Annotated in this window: 12 protein-coding genes; 5 read left to right on the top strand and 7 right to left on the bottom strand. The window is 73.6% G+C overall.

Annotated features, from left to right (window positions below; all coding sequences use genetic code 11):
• The first annotated feature begins 50 nt into the window (after positions 1-50).
• The 3 genes from ACQP17_RS02385 (at position 51) to ACQP17_RS02375 (ending at position 2,796) form a co-directional block, all read left to right on the top strand.
• Complete coding sequence (locus tag ACQP17_RS02385; RefSeq protein WP_433854703.1) at positions 51-968, top strand: dihydrodipicolinate synthase family protein; 918 nt, start codon at positions 51-53, stop codon at positions 966-968.
• A gap of 10 nt (positions 969-978) precedes the next feature.
• A complete protein-coding gene (locus ACQP17_RS02380) occupies positions 979-1,980 on the top strand; it encodes a proline racemase family protein (protein WP_433854702.1) in 1,002 nt (333 codons plus the stop codon).
• 99 nt (positions 1,981-2,079) lie between these two features.
• On the top strand, positions 2,080-2,796 hold the full coding sequence (locus ACQP17_RS02375; protein ID WP_433854701.1) for a GntR family transcriptional regulator: 717 nt from the start codon (positions 2,080-2,082) through the stop codon (positions 2,794-2,796).
• Between the two features lie 23 nt (positions 2,797-2,819).
• Here the strand turns inward: ACQP17_RS02375 and ACQP17_RS02370 are convergent, their stop codons facing one another.
• Positions 2,820-4,214 (bottom strand): aminopeptidase P family protein, encoded by a 1,395-nt coding sequence (locus ACQP17_RS02370; RefSeq protein WP_433854700.1) that lies wholly within the window; start codon positions 4,212-4,214, stop codon positions 2,820-2,822.
• Positions 4,215-4,352: 138 nt separating this feature from the next.
• Between ACQP17_RS02370 and ACQP17_RS02365 the strand changes: the two genes are divergently transcribed.
• On the top strand, positions 4,353-6,695 hold the full coding sequence (locus tag ACQP17_RS02365) for a collagenase (RefSeq protein ID WP_433854699.1): 2,343 nt from the start codon (positions 4,353-4,355) through the stop codon (positions 6,693-6,695).
• Positions 6,696-6,788: 93 nt separating this feature from the next.
• Here ACQP17_RS02365 and ACQP17_RS02360 read toward each other — a convergent pair whose 3' ends face one another.
• The 3 genes from ACQP17_RS02360 to ACQP17_RS02350 all read right to left on the bottom strand — a co-directional run bounded on the left by ACQP17_RS02360 (position 6,789) and on the right by ACQP17_RS02350 (position 10,639).
• Positions 6,789-9,194: a glycoside hydrolase family 65 protein gene (locus ACQP17_RS02360; RefSeq protein ID WP_433854698.1), complete on the bottom strand. Its 2,406-nt coding sequence runs from the start codon at positions 9,192-9,194 to the stop codon at positions 6,789-6,791.
• Complete coding sequence (locus tag ACQP17_RS02355) at positions 9,191-9,955, bottom strand: HAD family hydrolase (protein ID WP_433854697.1); 765 nt, start codon at positions 9,953-9,955, stop codon at positions 9,191-9,193. Before ACQP17_RS02355 ends, ACQP17_RS02360 begins: the two co-directional genes overlap by 4 nt.
• 108 nt (positions 9,956-10,063) lie before the next feature.
• On the bottom strand, positions 10,064-10,639 hold the full coding sequence (locus ACQP17_RS02350) for an Rv1733c family protein (RefSeq protein ID WP_433854696.1): 576 nt from the start codon (positions 10,637-10,639) through the stop codon (positions 10,064-10,066).
• 196 nt (positions 10,640-10,835) lie between these two features.
• Between ACQP17_RS02350 and ACQP17_RS02345 the strand changes: the two genes are divergently transcribed.
• Positions 10,836-11,711, top strand: coding sequence for a universal stress protein (locus ACQP17_RS02345; protein ID WP_433854695.1), 876 nt, complete (start codon positions 10,836-10,838; stop codon positions 11,709-11,711).
• A 21-nt stretch (positions 11,712-11,732) separates the two neighbouring features.
• Here ACQP17_RS02345 and ppk2 read toward each other — a convergent pair whose 3' ends face one another.
• From ppk2 to ACQP17_RS02330, 3 genes are read right to left on the bottom strand one after another with little or no spacing between them, the layout of a single operon-like run.
• On the bottom strand, positions 11,733-12,551 hold the full coding sequence (ppk2, locus tag ACQP17_RS02340; RefSeq protein WP_433854694.1) for a polyphosphate kinase 2: 819 nt from the start codon (positions 12,549-12,551) through the stop codon (positions 11,733-11,735).
• A 27-nt stretch (positions 12,552-12,578) separates the two neighbouring features.
• Positions 12,579-13,925 (bottom strand): nicotinate phosphoribosyltransferase, encoded by a 1,347-nt coding sequence (locus tag ACQP17_RS02335; protein ID WP_433854693.1) that lies wholly within the window; start codon positions 13,923-13,925, stop codon positions 12,579-12,581.
• A 58-nt stretch (positions 13,926-13,983) separates the two neighbouring features.
• Positions 13,984-14,283, bottom strand: a complete 300-nt coding sequence (locus ACQP17_RS02330; RefSeq protein ID WP_433854692.1) for a dsRBD fold-containing protein — start codon at positions 14,281-14,283, stop codon at positions 13,984-13,986.
• Between the last annotated feature and the right edge of the window lie 2 nt (positions 14,284-14,285).

Here is a 14,285-nt window from a genome sequence, read left to right as displayed (position 1 = left end):
AACCCGCTACAGCTCAGTAAAATGTCACACCTCATAGAAGGAGACTGCACATGGTCATCCGTACCCGTCCCTGGCACGGCATCATGGTCGCCACCACCCTCCCCTTCCGCCTCGTCCACCCCTCCCGCGATGAGCTCTCCGTCGATCACGACGCCTACGCCGCCCAGGTCGCCCGGCTGCTCGCGGCCGGCTGTGACGGCGTCGTCCCCAACGGCTCCCTCGGCGAGTACCAGACGCTGACCGACGACGAGCGCGCCCGTGTCGTACGGACCGCGGTGGCGGCCGCCGGTGGCGCGGGGGAGCGGGTGATGCCGGGCGTCTCCGCGTACGACAGCGCCGCCGCGTGCCGCTGGGCCGAGCAGGCCGCCGAGGCGGGCGCCGGCTCCGTCCTGCTGCTGCCGCCCAACGCCTACCGCGCCGACGACGCCGCCGTCCGCGCCCACTTCGCCGAGGTGGCCGCGGTCGGCCTGCCCGTCGTCGCCTACAACAACCCCTTCGACACCAAGGTCGACCTCACCCCGCGCCTCCTGGCCGAACTGCACGCCGACGGCAGCATCGTCGCCGTCAAGGAATTCAGCGGTGATGTGCGCAGGGCGTACGAGATCGCCGAGGTCGCCCCGGAGCTGGACCTGTTGATCGGGGCGGACGATGTCCTGCTCGAACTGGCCCTGGCCGGTGCCGTCGGCTGGGTCGCGGGCTGTCCCAACGCGCTGCCGGAGGCCTGCGGCGCCCTCTACCGGGCCGCCGTCGGCGGGGACCTGGACACCGCGCTGCCGCTCTACCGCGCCCTGCACCCGCTGCTGCGCTGGGACTCCAAGCCCGAATTCGTGCAGGCGATCAAGCTCGCGATGGACCTCGCCGGCCACCACGGCGGCCCGACCCGCCCGCCCCGCTTCCCGCTCCCGTCCGGGCAGGCGGACGGGTTGCGCGCCGCGACCGAGAAGCTCCTCGCCGACGGCCACCACTGAGAGGACCCCCATGCGCACCCGCCATGTCTTCCACGCCGTCGACTCCCACACCGAGGGCATGCCCACCCGCGTCATCACCGGTGGCGTCGGCACCCTCCCCGGCGCCACCATGGCCGAGCGCCGGGCGCACCTGGTCGAGCACCGCGACGACATCCGGACGCTGCTGATGTACGAGCCGCGCGGCCACGCCGCGATGAGCGGGGCGATACTCCAGCCGCCGACCCGCCCCGACGCCGACTGGGGCGTGCTGTTCATCGAGGTCTCCGGCGCGCTGCCGATGTGCGGGCACGGCACGATCGGGGTGGCCACCGTCCTCGTCGAGACCGGCATGGTGGAGGTGCGCGAGCCGGTGACCACCGTGCGCCTCGACACCCCGGCCGGGCCGGTCACGGCCGAGGTGCGGGTCACGGACGGCGCGGCGACGGCCGTCACGCTCACCAACGTGCCGGCCTTCTGCGCCGGGCTCGACCGCAAGGTCACCGTCCCCGGCTACGGCACGATCGGCTATGACCTCGCCTACGGCGGCAACTTCTACGCCATCCTGCCGCTGGACAGCGTCGGACTGCCCTTCGACCGGGACCGCAAGAACGACATCCTGGCCGCCGGGCTCGCGCTCATGGACGCCGTGAACTCCACCGACCGGCCGGTGCATCCCGAGGACGAGCGCATCGGCGGCCTCAAGCACGTCTACTTCGCCGCACCGGGATCCAGCGCCACCCGCTCCCGGCACGCGATGGCCATCCATCCCGGCTGGTTCGACCGGTCGCCCTGCGGCACCGGCACCTCCGCGCGGATGGCGCAGCTGCACGCCCGTGGTGAGCTGTTCCTGGGGCAGGACTTCGTCAACGAGTCGTTCATCGGGACGGAGTTCACCGGGCGGCTGGTGGCGCGGACCACGGTCGGCGGGCGGCCGGCCGTCGTTCCCACCGTCACCGGACGGGCCTGGGTGACCGGCACCGCGCAGTACTTCCTCGATCCGTCCGACCCGTTCCCCGCGGGGTTCCTGCTCTGAGGAGCGCCCGGCCGGGGCGGCGGACCGGCCGCCGCCACCAGCCGGTTCGCGCAACGTGACATTGTACGCTGGCACTCCGCAGCAACTCGGAGGACCACGATGGGTGAACTCAAGCACCGCAGCCTGATCACCGCGCAGGAGCGGCTCCGCGATCAGGTCGCCCATCAGCTGCGCGCGGCCCTGATAGCGGGCGAACTCCGCCCGGGATCGGTCTACTCGGCCCCGGGCCTCGCCGCGGACTTCGGGGTCTCCGCCACCCCGGTGCGCGAGGCGATGCTCGATCTGGCCCGCGAGGGCCTGGTCGAACCGGTGCGGAACAAGGGCTTCCGGATCACCGAGGTGAGCGAGCGCGACCTCGATCAGTACACCGAGATCCGTGCGCTGATCGAGGTCCCGGTCATCGGCCAGGTCACCCGCACCGCCGCCCGGCACCAGCTCGAAGCCCTCCGCCCGGCCGCCCTGGAGATCGTCGCCGCCGCCCGCGCGCACGACCTCATCGGCTATCTGGAGGCCGACCGCCGCTTCCATCTCGCGCTGCTCGGCCTCAGCGGCAACGAGCGCCTCGTCGAGACGGTCGGCGATCTGCGCAAACGCTCCCGCCTCTACGGCCTCACCCGCCTCGACGAACGCGATCAGCTGCTGCCCTCCGCCGAGGAGCATCTCGAACTCCTCGACGTGATGCTGACCGGCGATGCCGAGGCGGCCGAGGCCTGCATGGCCCGCCACCTCGGCCATGTCCGCTCCCTGTGGGCCCGGGCACGCGAGGAACCGCTGCTGCCGCGCCCCCAGGGCGAGCGGCGCGTCCGCCAGGGCTGACCCGCTGCGGGCGCGCTGCCGGGTCAGCCGCTCCCGTGCAGCAGCCCGTCCATCCACTCCTCCACCCCGTCGGCGGTCCGCGGCAGCGCGCCCGACATCAGCCGGGCACCGTCCGCCGTGATCACCAGATCGTCCTCGATGCGGACCCCGATGCCGCGCAGCTCCGCCGGCAGGGTCTCGTCGTCGGGCTGGAGGTAGAGCCCCGGTTCCACCGTGAGGACCTGACCTTCCGTCAGGACGCCGTCGAGATACTGCGCGGCGCGGGCCCGGCCGCAGTCGTGGACATCGAGTCCGAGCATATGGCCGGAACTGCACAGGGTGTAGCGCCGGTACAGCCCGCTGTCGGCGGCGAGCGCCCGGGCCGCCGGGACGGGCAGCACCCCCCAGTCGGCCAGCCCCTCGGCCAGGACGGTCGAGCAGGCCCGGTGGAAGTCGCGGAAGCAGGCGCCCGGTTCGAGGGCGGCGATCCCGGCGTCCTGGGCGGCGAGTACCAGCTCGTACACCCGGCGCTGCACGGGGGAGAAGCGCCCGGAGAGCGGCAGGGTGCGGGTGAGGTCGGCGGTGTACAGCGCGTCGGTCTCCACCCCCGCGTCGAGCAGCAGTAATTGCTGCGGGTCGAGCGGTCCGTCGTTGCGGATCCAGTGCAGCACACAGGCGTGGGCACCGGCGGCGGCGATGGTCTCGTAGCCGGTGCCGTTGCCCTCGGCCCGGGCGCGCAGCTGGAAGACGCCCTCGATCCAGCGTTCGCCGCGCGGGTGGCGCAGGGCCGCGGGCAGGGACCGTACGACGTCCTCGAAGCCGGTGACGGTGTGGTCGACGGCCGTCTGGAGCTGCGCCACCTCCCAGGGATCTTTCTCCAGCCGCAACTCGCTGAGCACGGTGGCGAGTTCGGCGTCGTGTGCGGCGTTCCGGCCGGGGCGGTGGCGGGCCGGGTCGTCCAGGTCGTCCAGCGGTGCGCAGCGCAGGCCGGTGTGCCGTTCGGCCTCGGCCGGATCGGGGCGGCGGCCCACCCAGAACTCGCCGTACTTGCGGTCCCGGTAGAACGCGCCGCCGGTGTCCCGCGGGGGCCGTGGCCGCAGATACAGCACCGGCTCGCCGTCCGGTTCCAGTACCAGGACATGGCCCGGCTGGTCCTCGCCGGTCAGTCCGGTCAGCCAGGCGTACGCGCTGTGCGGCCGGAAGCGGTGGTCGCAGTCGTGGGAGCGGACCCGTAATTCCCCGGCGGGCACGAGCAGTCGCTCGCCCGGGAAGCGCGCGGCGAGGCGGGCCCGGCGGCCGGCGAACCGCGCGAACCCGGGGACGCGGATGTCGTCCGGCGGCGGGGTGGCGGCCCATCCGCCGGTCATGAAGTCGGCGAGGGCGCTCGACACCGGCAAGTCGTGGCTCCCGGTGTGGAGCGGGGTGCGTTCCAAGGTCATGTGGACACCTCCGGGAAAGAAAGTTCCTGAAGCCTTGTCAGTGCAATTTCACATTACTATGTTATGGGTCACACCTTGTGGAGTGAAGGCCATGGCCTCGACTGCCACCCAACCCCCCACCCCCTTCCGGAGGTTCAGGTGCCCCCTTCGCGTCTGCCGCGCAGCATCCTGCTGGCCGCGTGCCTCGCGGCGACCCTCGCCCTGCCCACCGTCCAGCCGGCCCGGGCCGCCGCACCCCACCCGTCCGTCGCCCCCGCACGGCCGCACCGGGCGCAGCCGGCCGCACCCCGGCCACCCGCCTCCGCCAACCCCTTCGACCAGGTCCAACGCCTGGCCAAAACACCCGAGTTCATCGCCGCGCCCGTCCCGGCGCCCCGTTCCCTGACCGGCAAGGGCGGCATCCCGGGCCCGCAGACCGCGCCGCCCACCGCGCCGCACCGGGAGAGATCCACGGTCGCGCCCTGCACCCTCGACGGCATCACCGGCCTCGGCCCCGAGCAGTTCGCGGACTTTCTCGCCGACCCGGCCGTCACCGCCGACGACTGCCTGCGCGGCCTCCTGTGGACCTGGGACCCCCGGCTCGCCCCCGTCATGTCCGACGCCCACGTCCAGGCCGTGGCCCGCCGTATCAGTGGTCTGGCCGCCGCCCACGACGGCAAGAACACCAGCCACCTGTACGAGATGTTCACGTATCTGCACGCGGTGGCCTACCAGGACTTCTCGCACGACGAGATCGACACCACCGACGCCCCCACCGTCGACGCCGTACGGCGCGCGGTCGACGCCTTCGGCGGCGCGGCCCGCACCTTCGACGTCACCCGCACCAACGCCGACACCCTGCGCGAGGCGCTGTACGCCGCCAGCGCCCCGGGGCTCCGGCAGCACCAACTCGACCTGATCCAGCGGGTCCTGGCCACCATGGACCCGGCGCACACCGCCACCCAGAAGGACCCGTCCTGGGGCAACGCCGCGCTCGCCGCGCTCTCCGTGAACTACCTGGGGGTCTACCCCGGCAACAAGGACACCGCGTTCCAGTACGCGGCCGCCACCGACCCCGGATACCGGGCCGCCTTCAAGGCCTTCGCCCAGTACACCCACCTCAAGGACACACCCAACGCCTGGGTCGTCCGCGACGCGCTGGGGGAGTACGGCCGCTTCGGAGAGATCGCCTCCCTCAAGCGGGCCGTCATCGCAGACCTCGGCACCCTCCTCGGCACCACCGTGCGGAACTTCGGCGACGGCAGCGAACCCTGGGCCAAGGTCGCGAGCTGGCTGACCTACTTCAACGCCTGCCGGCAGTACCACGTGTGCAAGGACGACATCGAAAAGCGGATCTTCCCGCAGACGTACACCTACGACAACGGCGGCATCAAGGTCCGCACCGCCCTCGACCGCTCCGTCGTCGACCAGCTCTACTATGCGTCCAAGCAGGTCAAGGCGCAGTTCCACCGGGTGCTCGGCACCGAGACGCCGCTGGCCGGCGACCCCAACACCACGCTCACCATCGTGCTCTACGCCTCACGCCACGACTACGAGGTCTACCACCCGCTGCTCACCGGCATGGGCACCAACAACGGCGGCGTCTACATAGAACAGGGCGCGACGTTCTACACCTACCAGCGCCGCGTCCCCCAGGACTCCACCCTCACCCTCGAGGAGCTCTTCCGGCACGAGTACGTCCACTACCTCAACGGCCGCTTCGCGGTGCCCGGTTCGTTCGGCGAGGGCCCCTGGTACGAGGGCGACCGCACCACCGCCATGGACGAGGGCAGCGCCGAGTTCTTCGACGGCTCGACCCGCGACCAGGGCATCGCCGTACGCAAGTCCCTCGTCCGCGACATCATCGCGGACACCTCCGGCGGCACCCCGCGCATGACCGTCGACCAGATGCTGCACGCGACCTACGACAAGGACGGCTTCCGCTTCTACTCCTACGCCGGGACGTTCTTCGAGTTCCTGTGGCGCGCGCACCCGGCGCTGCTCCAGGAGATGTACCGGCACCTGCGGGACGACGACCCGGCCGCGTTCGACGCCTGGCGCAACCGCATGGGCGCCGACGCCGGGCTGCAGCAGGAGTACAACGCCTTCCTCGACACCCAGATCGCCCACCTCGACGACCTCTACGTGCCCGACACCACGTTCACCCCGAACGCCGCGCTGAAGTTCGCCACCCCCGACGAGGTCCGCGGCGCCTTCGCCGCCGCCACCGCCAACACGCCCACCTGCAAGGACGAGGGCGACCCCGGCACGGGCCGCTTCCTGTGCACCGGCCGGATCACCGCCAACCTCGTCAACTCCGGCAGCCCCGACCAGGTCTTCAAGGACATGGCCGGCACCGTCGACTACTTCATCCTCGAACGCACCAAGCCCGCCGGGAACAACTTCGCCGACATGAACTGCGACTTCGGACCCACCGACATCTGGTCCTCGGGCCGGGCCGGCAGCGCCGACTACAGCTGCGAGGGGCCGCTGCGACGCTGACGACGCTCCCGTCCCGGCGGTGGCACGGCTCGTCCGCCGTACGAGCCGTGCCCTGCGCGCGCCGCCCGCCGGCGGCCCGCCCGGCTCCCCGCGTCAGGGGTCCTCGGGCAGGTCCAGCCGGCGGGAGGTGCCGGGGGCCAGGGCGAAGGCGCGGTCGCGCAGCCGCACCCGCACCGGCGCGCACTCCGAGGCCGGGACCGCGATCCGCACCTGCTCGGCACGGATGCGCAGATCGATGTCCCAGTGGCGGCGGTAGCGGATGCGCACCCCGAACTTCGACAGCTCGCGCAGCGGCGCCGGGTCGAGCCACAGGGCCTGGTCGCGGGTCTCCAGGCCGGTCATGCCGCGCTGGACGAAATCCAGGGTGCCGGCCATCGCCCCGAGGTGGATGCCCTCCGCGGTGGTGCCGCCCTGGACGTCCGCCACGTCCCCGGTCAGCGCCTCCTCGCAGTACGCCCAGGCGTCCGGACGGTGGACCCGGGCCAGGACCCAGGCGTGGACCAGGGCGCTGAGCGTGGAGCCGTGGCTGGTGCGGTGCAGATAGTGGTCGACGGTGGCGTGCCAGATGTCGTCGTCGAGCGGACAGTCCAACGTCCGGAACAGCTCGGCGAGTTCCGCCGGCGAGAACAGATAGCCCAGCATCAGCACATCGGCCTGTTTGGAGGCCTGATAGCGGTTGACCGTGTCGCCCTCCGCCTCCAGGATCCGGTCCAGCCGGCGGATGTCGCCGTAGCGCCGCCGGTAGCCCGCCCAGTCCAGCTCGGCGAGCTCCTCGTACCCGGCGAACTGGCTGATCACGCCGCGGTGGTAGGGCACATGGAGCCGGTGCGCGAGGTCGTCCCAGCGCTCGGGCTCCTCCGGGGCGAGCTGGAGCCGCTCGGAGAGCTGCCGCTGGGTGGCCTCGGGAAGCGTGCGGCACAGCTCGCGGGCGCGCGACAGCACCCAGGCCGCGGTGACATTGGTGTAGGCGTTGTCGTCCACCCCCGCCGCGTCGGCTCCCGGGTAGGCGTCGTGGTACTCGTCGGGGCCGACGACCCCGCGGATCCGGTACCGGCCGAGAACGGCGTCCCACTCCGCGGCCGACGCCCAGAAGCGGGCGATCTGCACCAGCATCTCCGCGCCCCGGGTGTGCAGGAACTCCGTGTCGCCGCTGGCCTGTCCGTACTGCCACACGTTGTACGCGATCGCCGAGCCGACGTGGTGCTGGAGCCGGGAGCGGTCGGCCAGCCAGTGCCCCGAACGCGGGTTGAGGTGGAACTGCTGGGTCTCCTCCCGGCCGTCGCCGGCGCTCTGCCACGGGTACATCGCCCCGCCGCGGCCGGCCTCCCGCGCCGCGTGGCAGGCGGCGGGCAGCCGGCGGTAGCGGTAGTCGAGCAGGGCACGGGAGACCTGCGGCAGATGCAGGTTCAAGAACGGCAGCACGAACAGCTCGTCCCAGAAGACGTGCCCGCGGTAGGCCTCCCCGTGCAGACCCCGGGCCGGCACCCCGACGTCCAGCTCCGCGGTGTGCGGGGAGAGCGTCTGCAGCAGATGGAAGAGGTGCAGCCGCAGGATGGCCCCGGCCTCCCCGGGGACCTCCAGCCGGGCCTGGCGCCACAGGGTGTCCCAGGCCCGGCGGTGCGAGGCCCGCAGCGCACGGAAGTGCGGGGCCAGGGCCACCGCGTCCACCGCCGCGTGCAGCGGGCTGTCTATCGCCGGGTCGCGGGAGGTGTACAGCGTCACCGTCTTCTCCACGACCGCGGGGGTGCCGGCGACGACCGGCAACACCAGCGAGTGGAAGGCCCGCAGGGCGGAGAGCCGCGGCCGGGGCATCCCGTCGCGGCCGGCCGAGGCACGGGTCCGGGCGGCCAGCGCGATCCGGATGTCCGAGTCGAGGGTCCGGCAGCTCAGCCACACCGTGTCCGGCCGCTCGTCACCGGTCTCCCAGCCCGTCAGGTGCTGGTCGGCCAGGTCGCGGTAGCGCGCGATCCCGGCGTTGCGGACCGCGCCGTCGATCCCCGACTCCACCTCCACCGCCCCCGACCAGCCGTCCGCGGTGAAACACGTGCGCAGCGCGGCCAGATGGGGATCTCCCATGTGCACCAGGCGGCACTGCTCCACGCACAGCCGCCGCCCGGCCTCGTCCTCGTAGGCCGACCAGCGGGTCAGGGTGCCGTGCCGCAGGTCCAGGGTCTGCCGGTGCTCGGTCAGAAAGGGGTGGTCGGGGGAGAGCCAGGGGCCGGGGGCCGAGCCGGCGGGACAGATCCGGTAGCGCAGCGGGAGCCAGTTGGGCAGATTGACCATGTCCTCGTTCTCGACGGTGTGGCCGTCGACGGTGGAGGTGAGGCGGTTGTAGCAGCCGGCGGCGTAGGTGCCCGGGTAGTGCGCCGGGCCGCCGAGCACCTCGGACGCCGCACCGCGGGTGGCGAAGTAGCCGTTGCCGAGCGTGCACAGCGATTCCCGCAGCCGCTCGGTGCCCGCGTCGTACCCCTCGTACGACCAGATCCAGGCGCGCCTCACCCGCCCTCCCCGGGCAGCAGCAGCTCGCCGGGGTCGGACACCACCACATCGGCGCCGCGCCGGCGCAGCGCGGCGGCACTGTGCGGTCCGGCGGTCCGGTCCACGCCCACCACCAGCCCGAACCCGCCGCGGCGGCCGGCCTCGACGCCGGCCAGGGCGTCCTCCACCACGGCGGTGTCGTGGGCCGGGACGCCGAGCCGGCGGGCCGCCTCCACGAAGAGCGCCGGGTCGGGTTTGCCCGGCAGCCCCAGCCGGTGCGCCTCGTTGCCGTCCACCACGATGCGGAAGAGCGGGAGCACATCGGCCGCGGTGAGCAGCTCGGTGGCATGGCGGGACGCGGAGACCGCGGCGCACGGCACCCCCAGGTCCCGCAGCGCGTGCAGCAGGCGCACCGTGCCGGGCCAGGTGGCGACGGGGCGGGCGTGCAGCCGCGCGGTGAACAGCTCGTCCTTGCGGGCCGCCACGGCCCGGACGGTGGCCGTGCCCGGGGCGTCGTCCACGTCCCCGAGGGGCAGCTCCAGCCCCCGCGCCCGCAGGAACTCCGCCGCGCCGTCCTCCCGCGCACGGCCGTCGACGTGGCGCAGGTAGTCGTCCACCGGGTCGAAGGGGCGCTGCCCGCCCGCGGCCGACAGACACGCGTCGAAGGCTTCCTTCCAGGCCGCGGCGTGCACCGCGGCGGAGTCGGTGATGACCCCGTCGGTGTCGAAGACCACGGCCCGCAGCGAGCGCAGCGGCGCTGCCAGGGACGGCGCACCGGTCATGGTGACGGTTCCGTTCGTCGCAGTGTCCCTTCCATGGCACCACGGCTCCCGGCCCGGGGCGCGCCGCAGCCCGCCCCGCACCCGTCCCGGCGGCGCCGCCGCCCTGCGTCAGGCCGCCGGCTGCCCCCACCGGGGGTCCTCGGCCGCCCACTCCCGCTCCCACTGGGCGTAGCGCCGGCGGTTCAGCAGGGCGTGGCCGGCCCGCTCGGCGCCCAGGAGCAGCAGACCGGCCGAGGTCCCGGTCACCGTGCCGATCGCGATGCTCTCGCCGGAGGCCCGGCCCGGGGTGACGGGGTCGCGGATCAGCGCCCCGTGCCGGTCGAGCCGGGCGGTCGTCCGGTCGCCGGCCCGCAGGTCCGGCGCCACCGCCGTCCGGCCCGTCCGGGCCCCGCCGTCGGCGGCCGTCCAGCGCACCGTGGCGTGGGTGCGGGTGCCGAGACCGCCGGTGAGGTCCGCCCCGATGCGGGCCGGCGGGTCCTCGGTCAGCACCGCGGTGACGGCGTGCCCGCCCTGCTGGCGCAGGTCCGCGCCGGCGTCGACCGCGTGGCCGGCCGCCAGCCCGGCGGCCGGTGCGCCCACCACGATCAGCACGCCGGTGACCAGCGCCAGCCAGGCCTCCGCCACATCCGAGCGCCTCCGCAGCGGACCGCGCCGCCACGGCCGGAGCAATGCGCTGAGAGTCATCACGCACCCCCTGCGTCTGTCCCGACCGTGCCATGCCGGGCCCCGCCGGCAGCAGGGGCCGAACGGCCCCCGGCGGGGGCTTGCGGGACGCGGCGCACCGGGCGCCGCCGCCCCGGACCCTGCACACCGCGGAGCACGGTGCGACGGTGGCAGTAGGCACCGGGTCCGCGCCGGTGCCGGGAAGGAAGTGGCGGCCATGGGGCATCCGCTGGTCGTGGGGCTCGACGGATCCGACTCCGCCTTCCGGTCACTGGACTGGGCGGTGGACGAGGCGGCCCGCCACGGCCTCCCGCTGCGCCTGGTGCACGCCTCCAGCTGGGAGCACTACGAGGGCGCCGCGCCCGCCCAGGACCCCGAGCGCCCCGGCGAGCAGGTCTTCGAGGAGGCCGTGGTGGCCTCCGCCGCCGAGCACGCCCGCCGGCGGAACCCGGAACTCACGATCACCGCCGAGGTACTGCCCGGCGATCCGGTCACCACCCTGCTCAACGAGGCGCTCCATGCGTCGGCGCTGGTCCTGGGCTCACGGGGGCACGGGGAGTTCACCGGACTGCTGCTCGGGTCGGTCGGCCTGACGGTCGCGGCCCGCGCCAAGTGCCCGGTGATCGTGGTGCGCGGTGACGCCGCCGGACTGGCCGGCACCCACGGGCGCATCGTCCTCGGGGTCGACGACCCCGCCGCGGCCGCCACGGCCGTCCGCTTCGCCTTCCGCGAGGCCGAGGCCCGCAACTGCACCCTCCTGGCCGTCTGCGCCTGGCCGCTCCCCGTCCACGGGACGGACGACGCCCCGCTTGCCGCAGGGAGCCCCCCGCACGTCCAGGAGGCGCGGGCGGCGGAGCTGCTCGACGAGGCGCTGGCGGAGGCGGTCGCGGCGCACCCGGCGGTGCGGGTGCGCCGCGCCACCGTCGAGGGACCGGCCCACAAGGTGCTGGTGCACCGCGCCGCCGCCGCGGATCTGCTGGTGGTCGGGGTGCAGCGCCGCCACGGCCACTTCGGGGTCCAGCCCGGCCGGGTCGCGCACCACGCGCTGTGCCATGCCGACTGCCCCGTGGCGGTCGTCCCCCGGCACCCGTGACGCGGAGGCTGCACGCCCGCTTCACGGGTCCAGACGGGCCGCGTGATCGGGCACGTACGTCTGGAGGTCCCGGGGCGGCCGCTGATAGCCGGTGGCCGGTGGCCGCGGCGGGATGTCCAGCGCCGGCGGGGCGATCTCGTGGTACGGCACGGTCGACAGCAGGTGGGCGATCATGTTCAGCCGGGCCCGCCGCTTGTCGTCGCTCTCGACGACGTACCAGGGGGACTCCGCGAGGTCCGTGTGGACGAACATCTCGTCCTTGGCCCGCGAGTACTCCTCCCAGCGGGTCAGCGACTCAAGATCCATGGGGGAGAGCTTCCAGCGCCGGGCCGGGTCCTCCAGCCGCCGCCGGAAACGCTGCTCCTGCACCTCGTCACTCACCGAGAACCAGTACTTGCGCAGCAGGATCCCGTCCTCCACCAGCATCCGCTCGAAGACCGGGCACTGGCGCAGGAACCGCTGGTGCTCGGCGGGTGTGCAGAACCCCATGACCCGCTCGACACCGGCCCGGTTGTACCAACTGCGGTCGAACAGCACCATCTCGCCCGCCGCCGGAAGGTGTTCCGCGTAGCGCTGGAAGTACCACTGGGTGCGCTCCCGCTCGGTGGGCCGCGGCAGCGCCACGATCCGCGCGACCCGGGGGTTGAGGTACTCCGTGACCCGCTTGATCGTGCTGCCCTTGCCGGCCGCATCCCGCCCCTCGAAGACCACCACCAGCCGGGCGCCCTCGCCGCGTACCCACTCCTGGAGCCTGACCAGTTCCGTTTGCAGCCGGCGCAGCTCGGCCTCGTAGACCGACCGTGACAGCTTCCCCGCACCGTTGCCGCGTGTGTCCGCCATGACACGACGTTACGGCAGAGCGGCGGCTCAGGCGCGCGTGCCGAACGGGGCCAGCACCTCCCGCTCGATCCGCCGCCGGACGTGCTCGGTCAGGGCGACGAGGCGCCGTGACAGCTGCGCCCGCGCGGCGTGCGGCCCCCGGATGTACCGGGCGGTGGCGGGCAGCTCGGCGACATCGGCCACGGCGCGCCGCCGGGCGTCGGCGAGCCGGCCGCGTGCCGTGCTGCGCCGCCCGTCGCGCATCAGCGACTGCAGGAGTGGTGCGCTGCCGGCCGGGAGCGGCTCGTCGGCCAGGGCGATCACATCGTGGCAGCCGGGGCGGCGGAAGACCTGCTTGCGGCCCGGTGCGCTGGTCTTCGCCGTGGACAGCTTCATCACCGGGCGCCCGTCGTAGGCGACCAGCTTGTACGCCGATTCCAGCGAGGGCGCGTCCGCGCTCACCCCGACCCGGGTGCCCACCGCGTAGACGTCGATCGGCGCCCCCGCACGTCTCAGGTCGTGCACGGCGTATTCGTCCAGCCCGCCGCTGGCCACGATGCGGACCTGCGGGAGCCCCGCGTTGTCGAGGATCGCGCGGGCCCGGCGGGCGAGTTCCGCGAGGTCCCCGCTGTCCAGGCGGATGGCCGATCCGTCGCCGCGCCCCAGCGCGTTGAGCACCCGCGCCGCCGCCGCGACCCCCGACTCGGTGTCGTAGGTGTCCACGAGCAGGGTCACCGGGCCGGGGTGGCACAGCGCGAAGGCGGTGAAGGCCGCTTCCTCGTCCTCGAACGCCTCGACGTAGGAGTGCGCCATGGTGGCCACCCCCGTCAGGTCCTCGGCGTGCACCGCCGCGATGTTGCTGGTGCCGGCGAAGCCGGTCATCGCGCTCAGCCGGGCCATCTGGCGGCCGGCCGCGGTCCCGTGGGTGCGGCGCGGCGAGAAGTCCACGAGGTCACCGCCCTGCGCCGCGATCACACAGCGTGCGCACTTGGACGCGATCGTCGTCTGATGGGTGAGGCTGTTGAGCACGAAGGTCTCCACGAGCTGTGCCTGCGGCAGCGGGGCGGTGATCTCCAGCAGCGGCTCACCCGCCAGCACCACCCGCCCCTCCGGCACCGCGCGGACCTCGCCGGTGAAGCGCATGCCCAGCAGCGGCGCCAGCTCCCTCGCCGGGCGCCGCAGCGCCTCGGCGAACAGCTCGATCTCCTCGTGTCCGAGGTGGAATCCGGACAGGAAGTCGAGGACCGTCTCGGCACCGGCGGCGATCAGAAAGCCCCGCTCCGGTGGCAGCGTCCGCACGAAGCAGCTGAAGGTCGCCGGCCGTGTCATGCCCTCGCGCAGGTACGACAGGGCCATGGTCACTTCGTACAGGTCGGTGCTGGTCGCCTCCGACATGGCCGACTCCTTCCGCGGCGGGCCGCCGGCCGCGGAAGGACCGGTGCCCGCACCGGGCTCACGCCATCGCGCCGGTCCAGCCGTAGGCGACGCGCCGCTCGCGCCGCGGCGGTGCGGCGCCGACGCCCTGGAGGTCCTTGTCGGCCACCCGCAGCAGCTGCCCGGCGAGGTCCCGCAGCGCCCGCCCGGCCGCCAGCTCGTCCCCGATCTCCGGTACGTCACGGTCGTCGGGGCTGCACCGGGCCGTGCCCTGGCCGGTCAGCGTGGTCGTTCCGGTGTGGAGTGCCACGCGCGCCGTGGTCCGGCCGTCCTCCTCGACGAGGTACAGCCGCAGGGGCCACTCGACTGTGTGTCCCATGG

The organism is Streptomyces kronopolitis, from assembly GCF_050953795.1.
Taxonomy (GTDB): Bacteria; Actinomycetota; Actinomycetes; order Streptomycetales; family Streptomycetaceae; genus Streptomyces; species Streptomyces kronopolitis_A.
This window is presented reverse-complemented; position numbering and strand designations above follow the sequence as displayed.

What these genes read in the sequence shown, in the direction of transcription:
- ACQP17_RS02385 (WP_433854703.1), top strand. Translation starts at nt 51, where the DNA reads ATGGTCATCCGTACCCGTCCCTGGCACGGCATCATGGTCGCCACCACC.
- ACQP17_RS02380 (WP_433854702.1), top strand. Translation starts at nt 979, where the DNA reads ATGCGCACCCGCCATGTCTTCCACGCCGTCGACTCCCACACCGAGGGC.
- ACQP17_RS02375 (WP_433854701.1), top strand. Translation starts at nt 2,080, where the DNA reads ATGGGTGAACTCAAGCACCGCAGCCTGATCACCGCGCAGGAGCGGCTC.
- ACQP17_RS02370 (WP_433854700.1), bottom strand. Translation starts at nt 4,214, where the DNA reads ATGACCTTGGAACGCACCCCGCTCCACACCGGGAGCCACGACTTGCCG.
- ACQP17_RS02355 (WP_433854697.1), bottom strand. Translation starts at nt 9,955, where the DNA reads ATGACCGGTGCGCCGTCCCTGGCAGCGCCGCTGCGCTCGCTGCGGGCC.
- ACQP17_RS02350 (WP_433854696.1), bottom strand. Translation starts at nt 10,639, where the DNA reads ATGACTCTCAGCGCATTGCTCCGGCCGTGGCGGCGCGGTCCGCTGCGG.
- ACQP17_RS02345 (WP_433854695.1), top strand. Translation starts at nt 10,836, where the DNA reads ATGGGGCATCCGCTGGTCGTGGGGCTCGACGGATCCGACTCCGCCTTC.
- ppk2 (WP_433854694.1), bottom strand. Translation starts at nt 12,551, where the DNA reads ATGGCGGACACACGCGGCAACGGTGCGGGGAAGCTGTCACGGTCGGTC.
- ACQP17_RS02335 (WP_433854693.1), bottom strand. Translation starts at nt 13,925, where the DNA reads ATGTCGGAGGCGACCAGCACCGACCTGTACGAAGTGACCATGGCCCTG.
- ACQP17_RS02330 (WP_433854692.1), bottom strand. Translation starts at nt 14,283, where the DNA reads ATGGGACACACAGTCGAGTGGCCCCTGCGGCTGTACCTCGTCGAGGAG.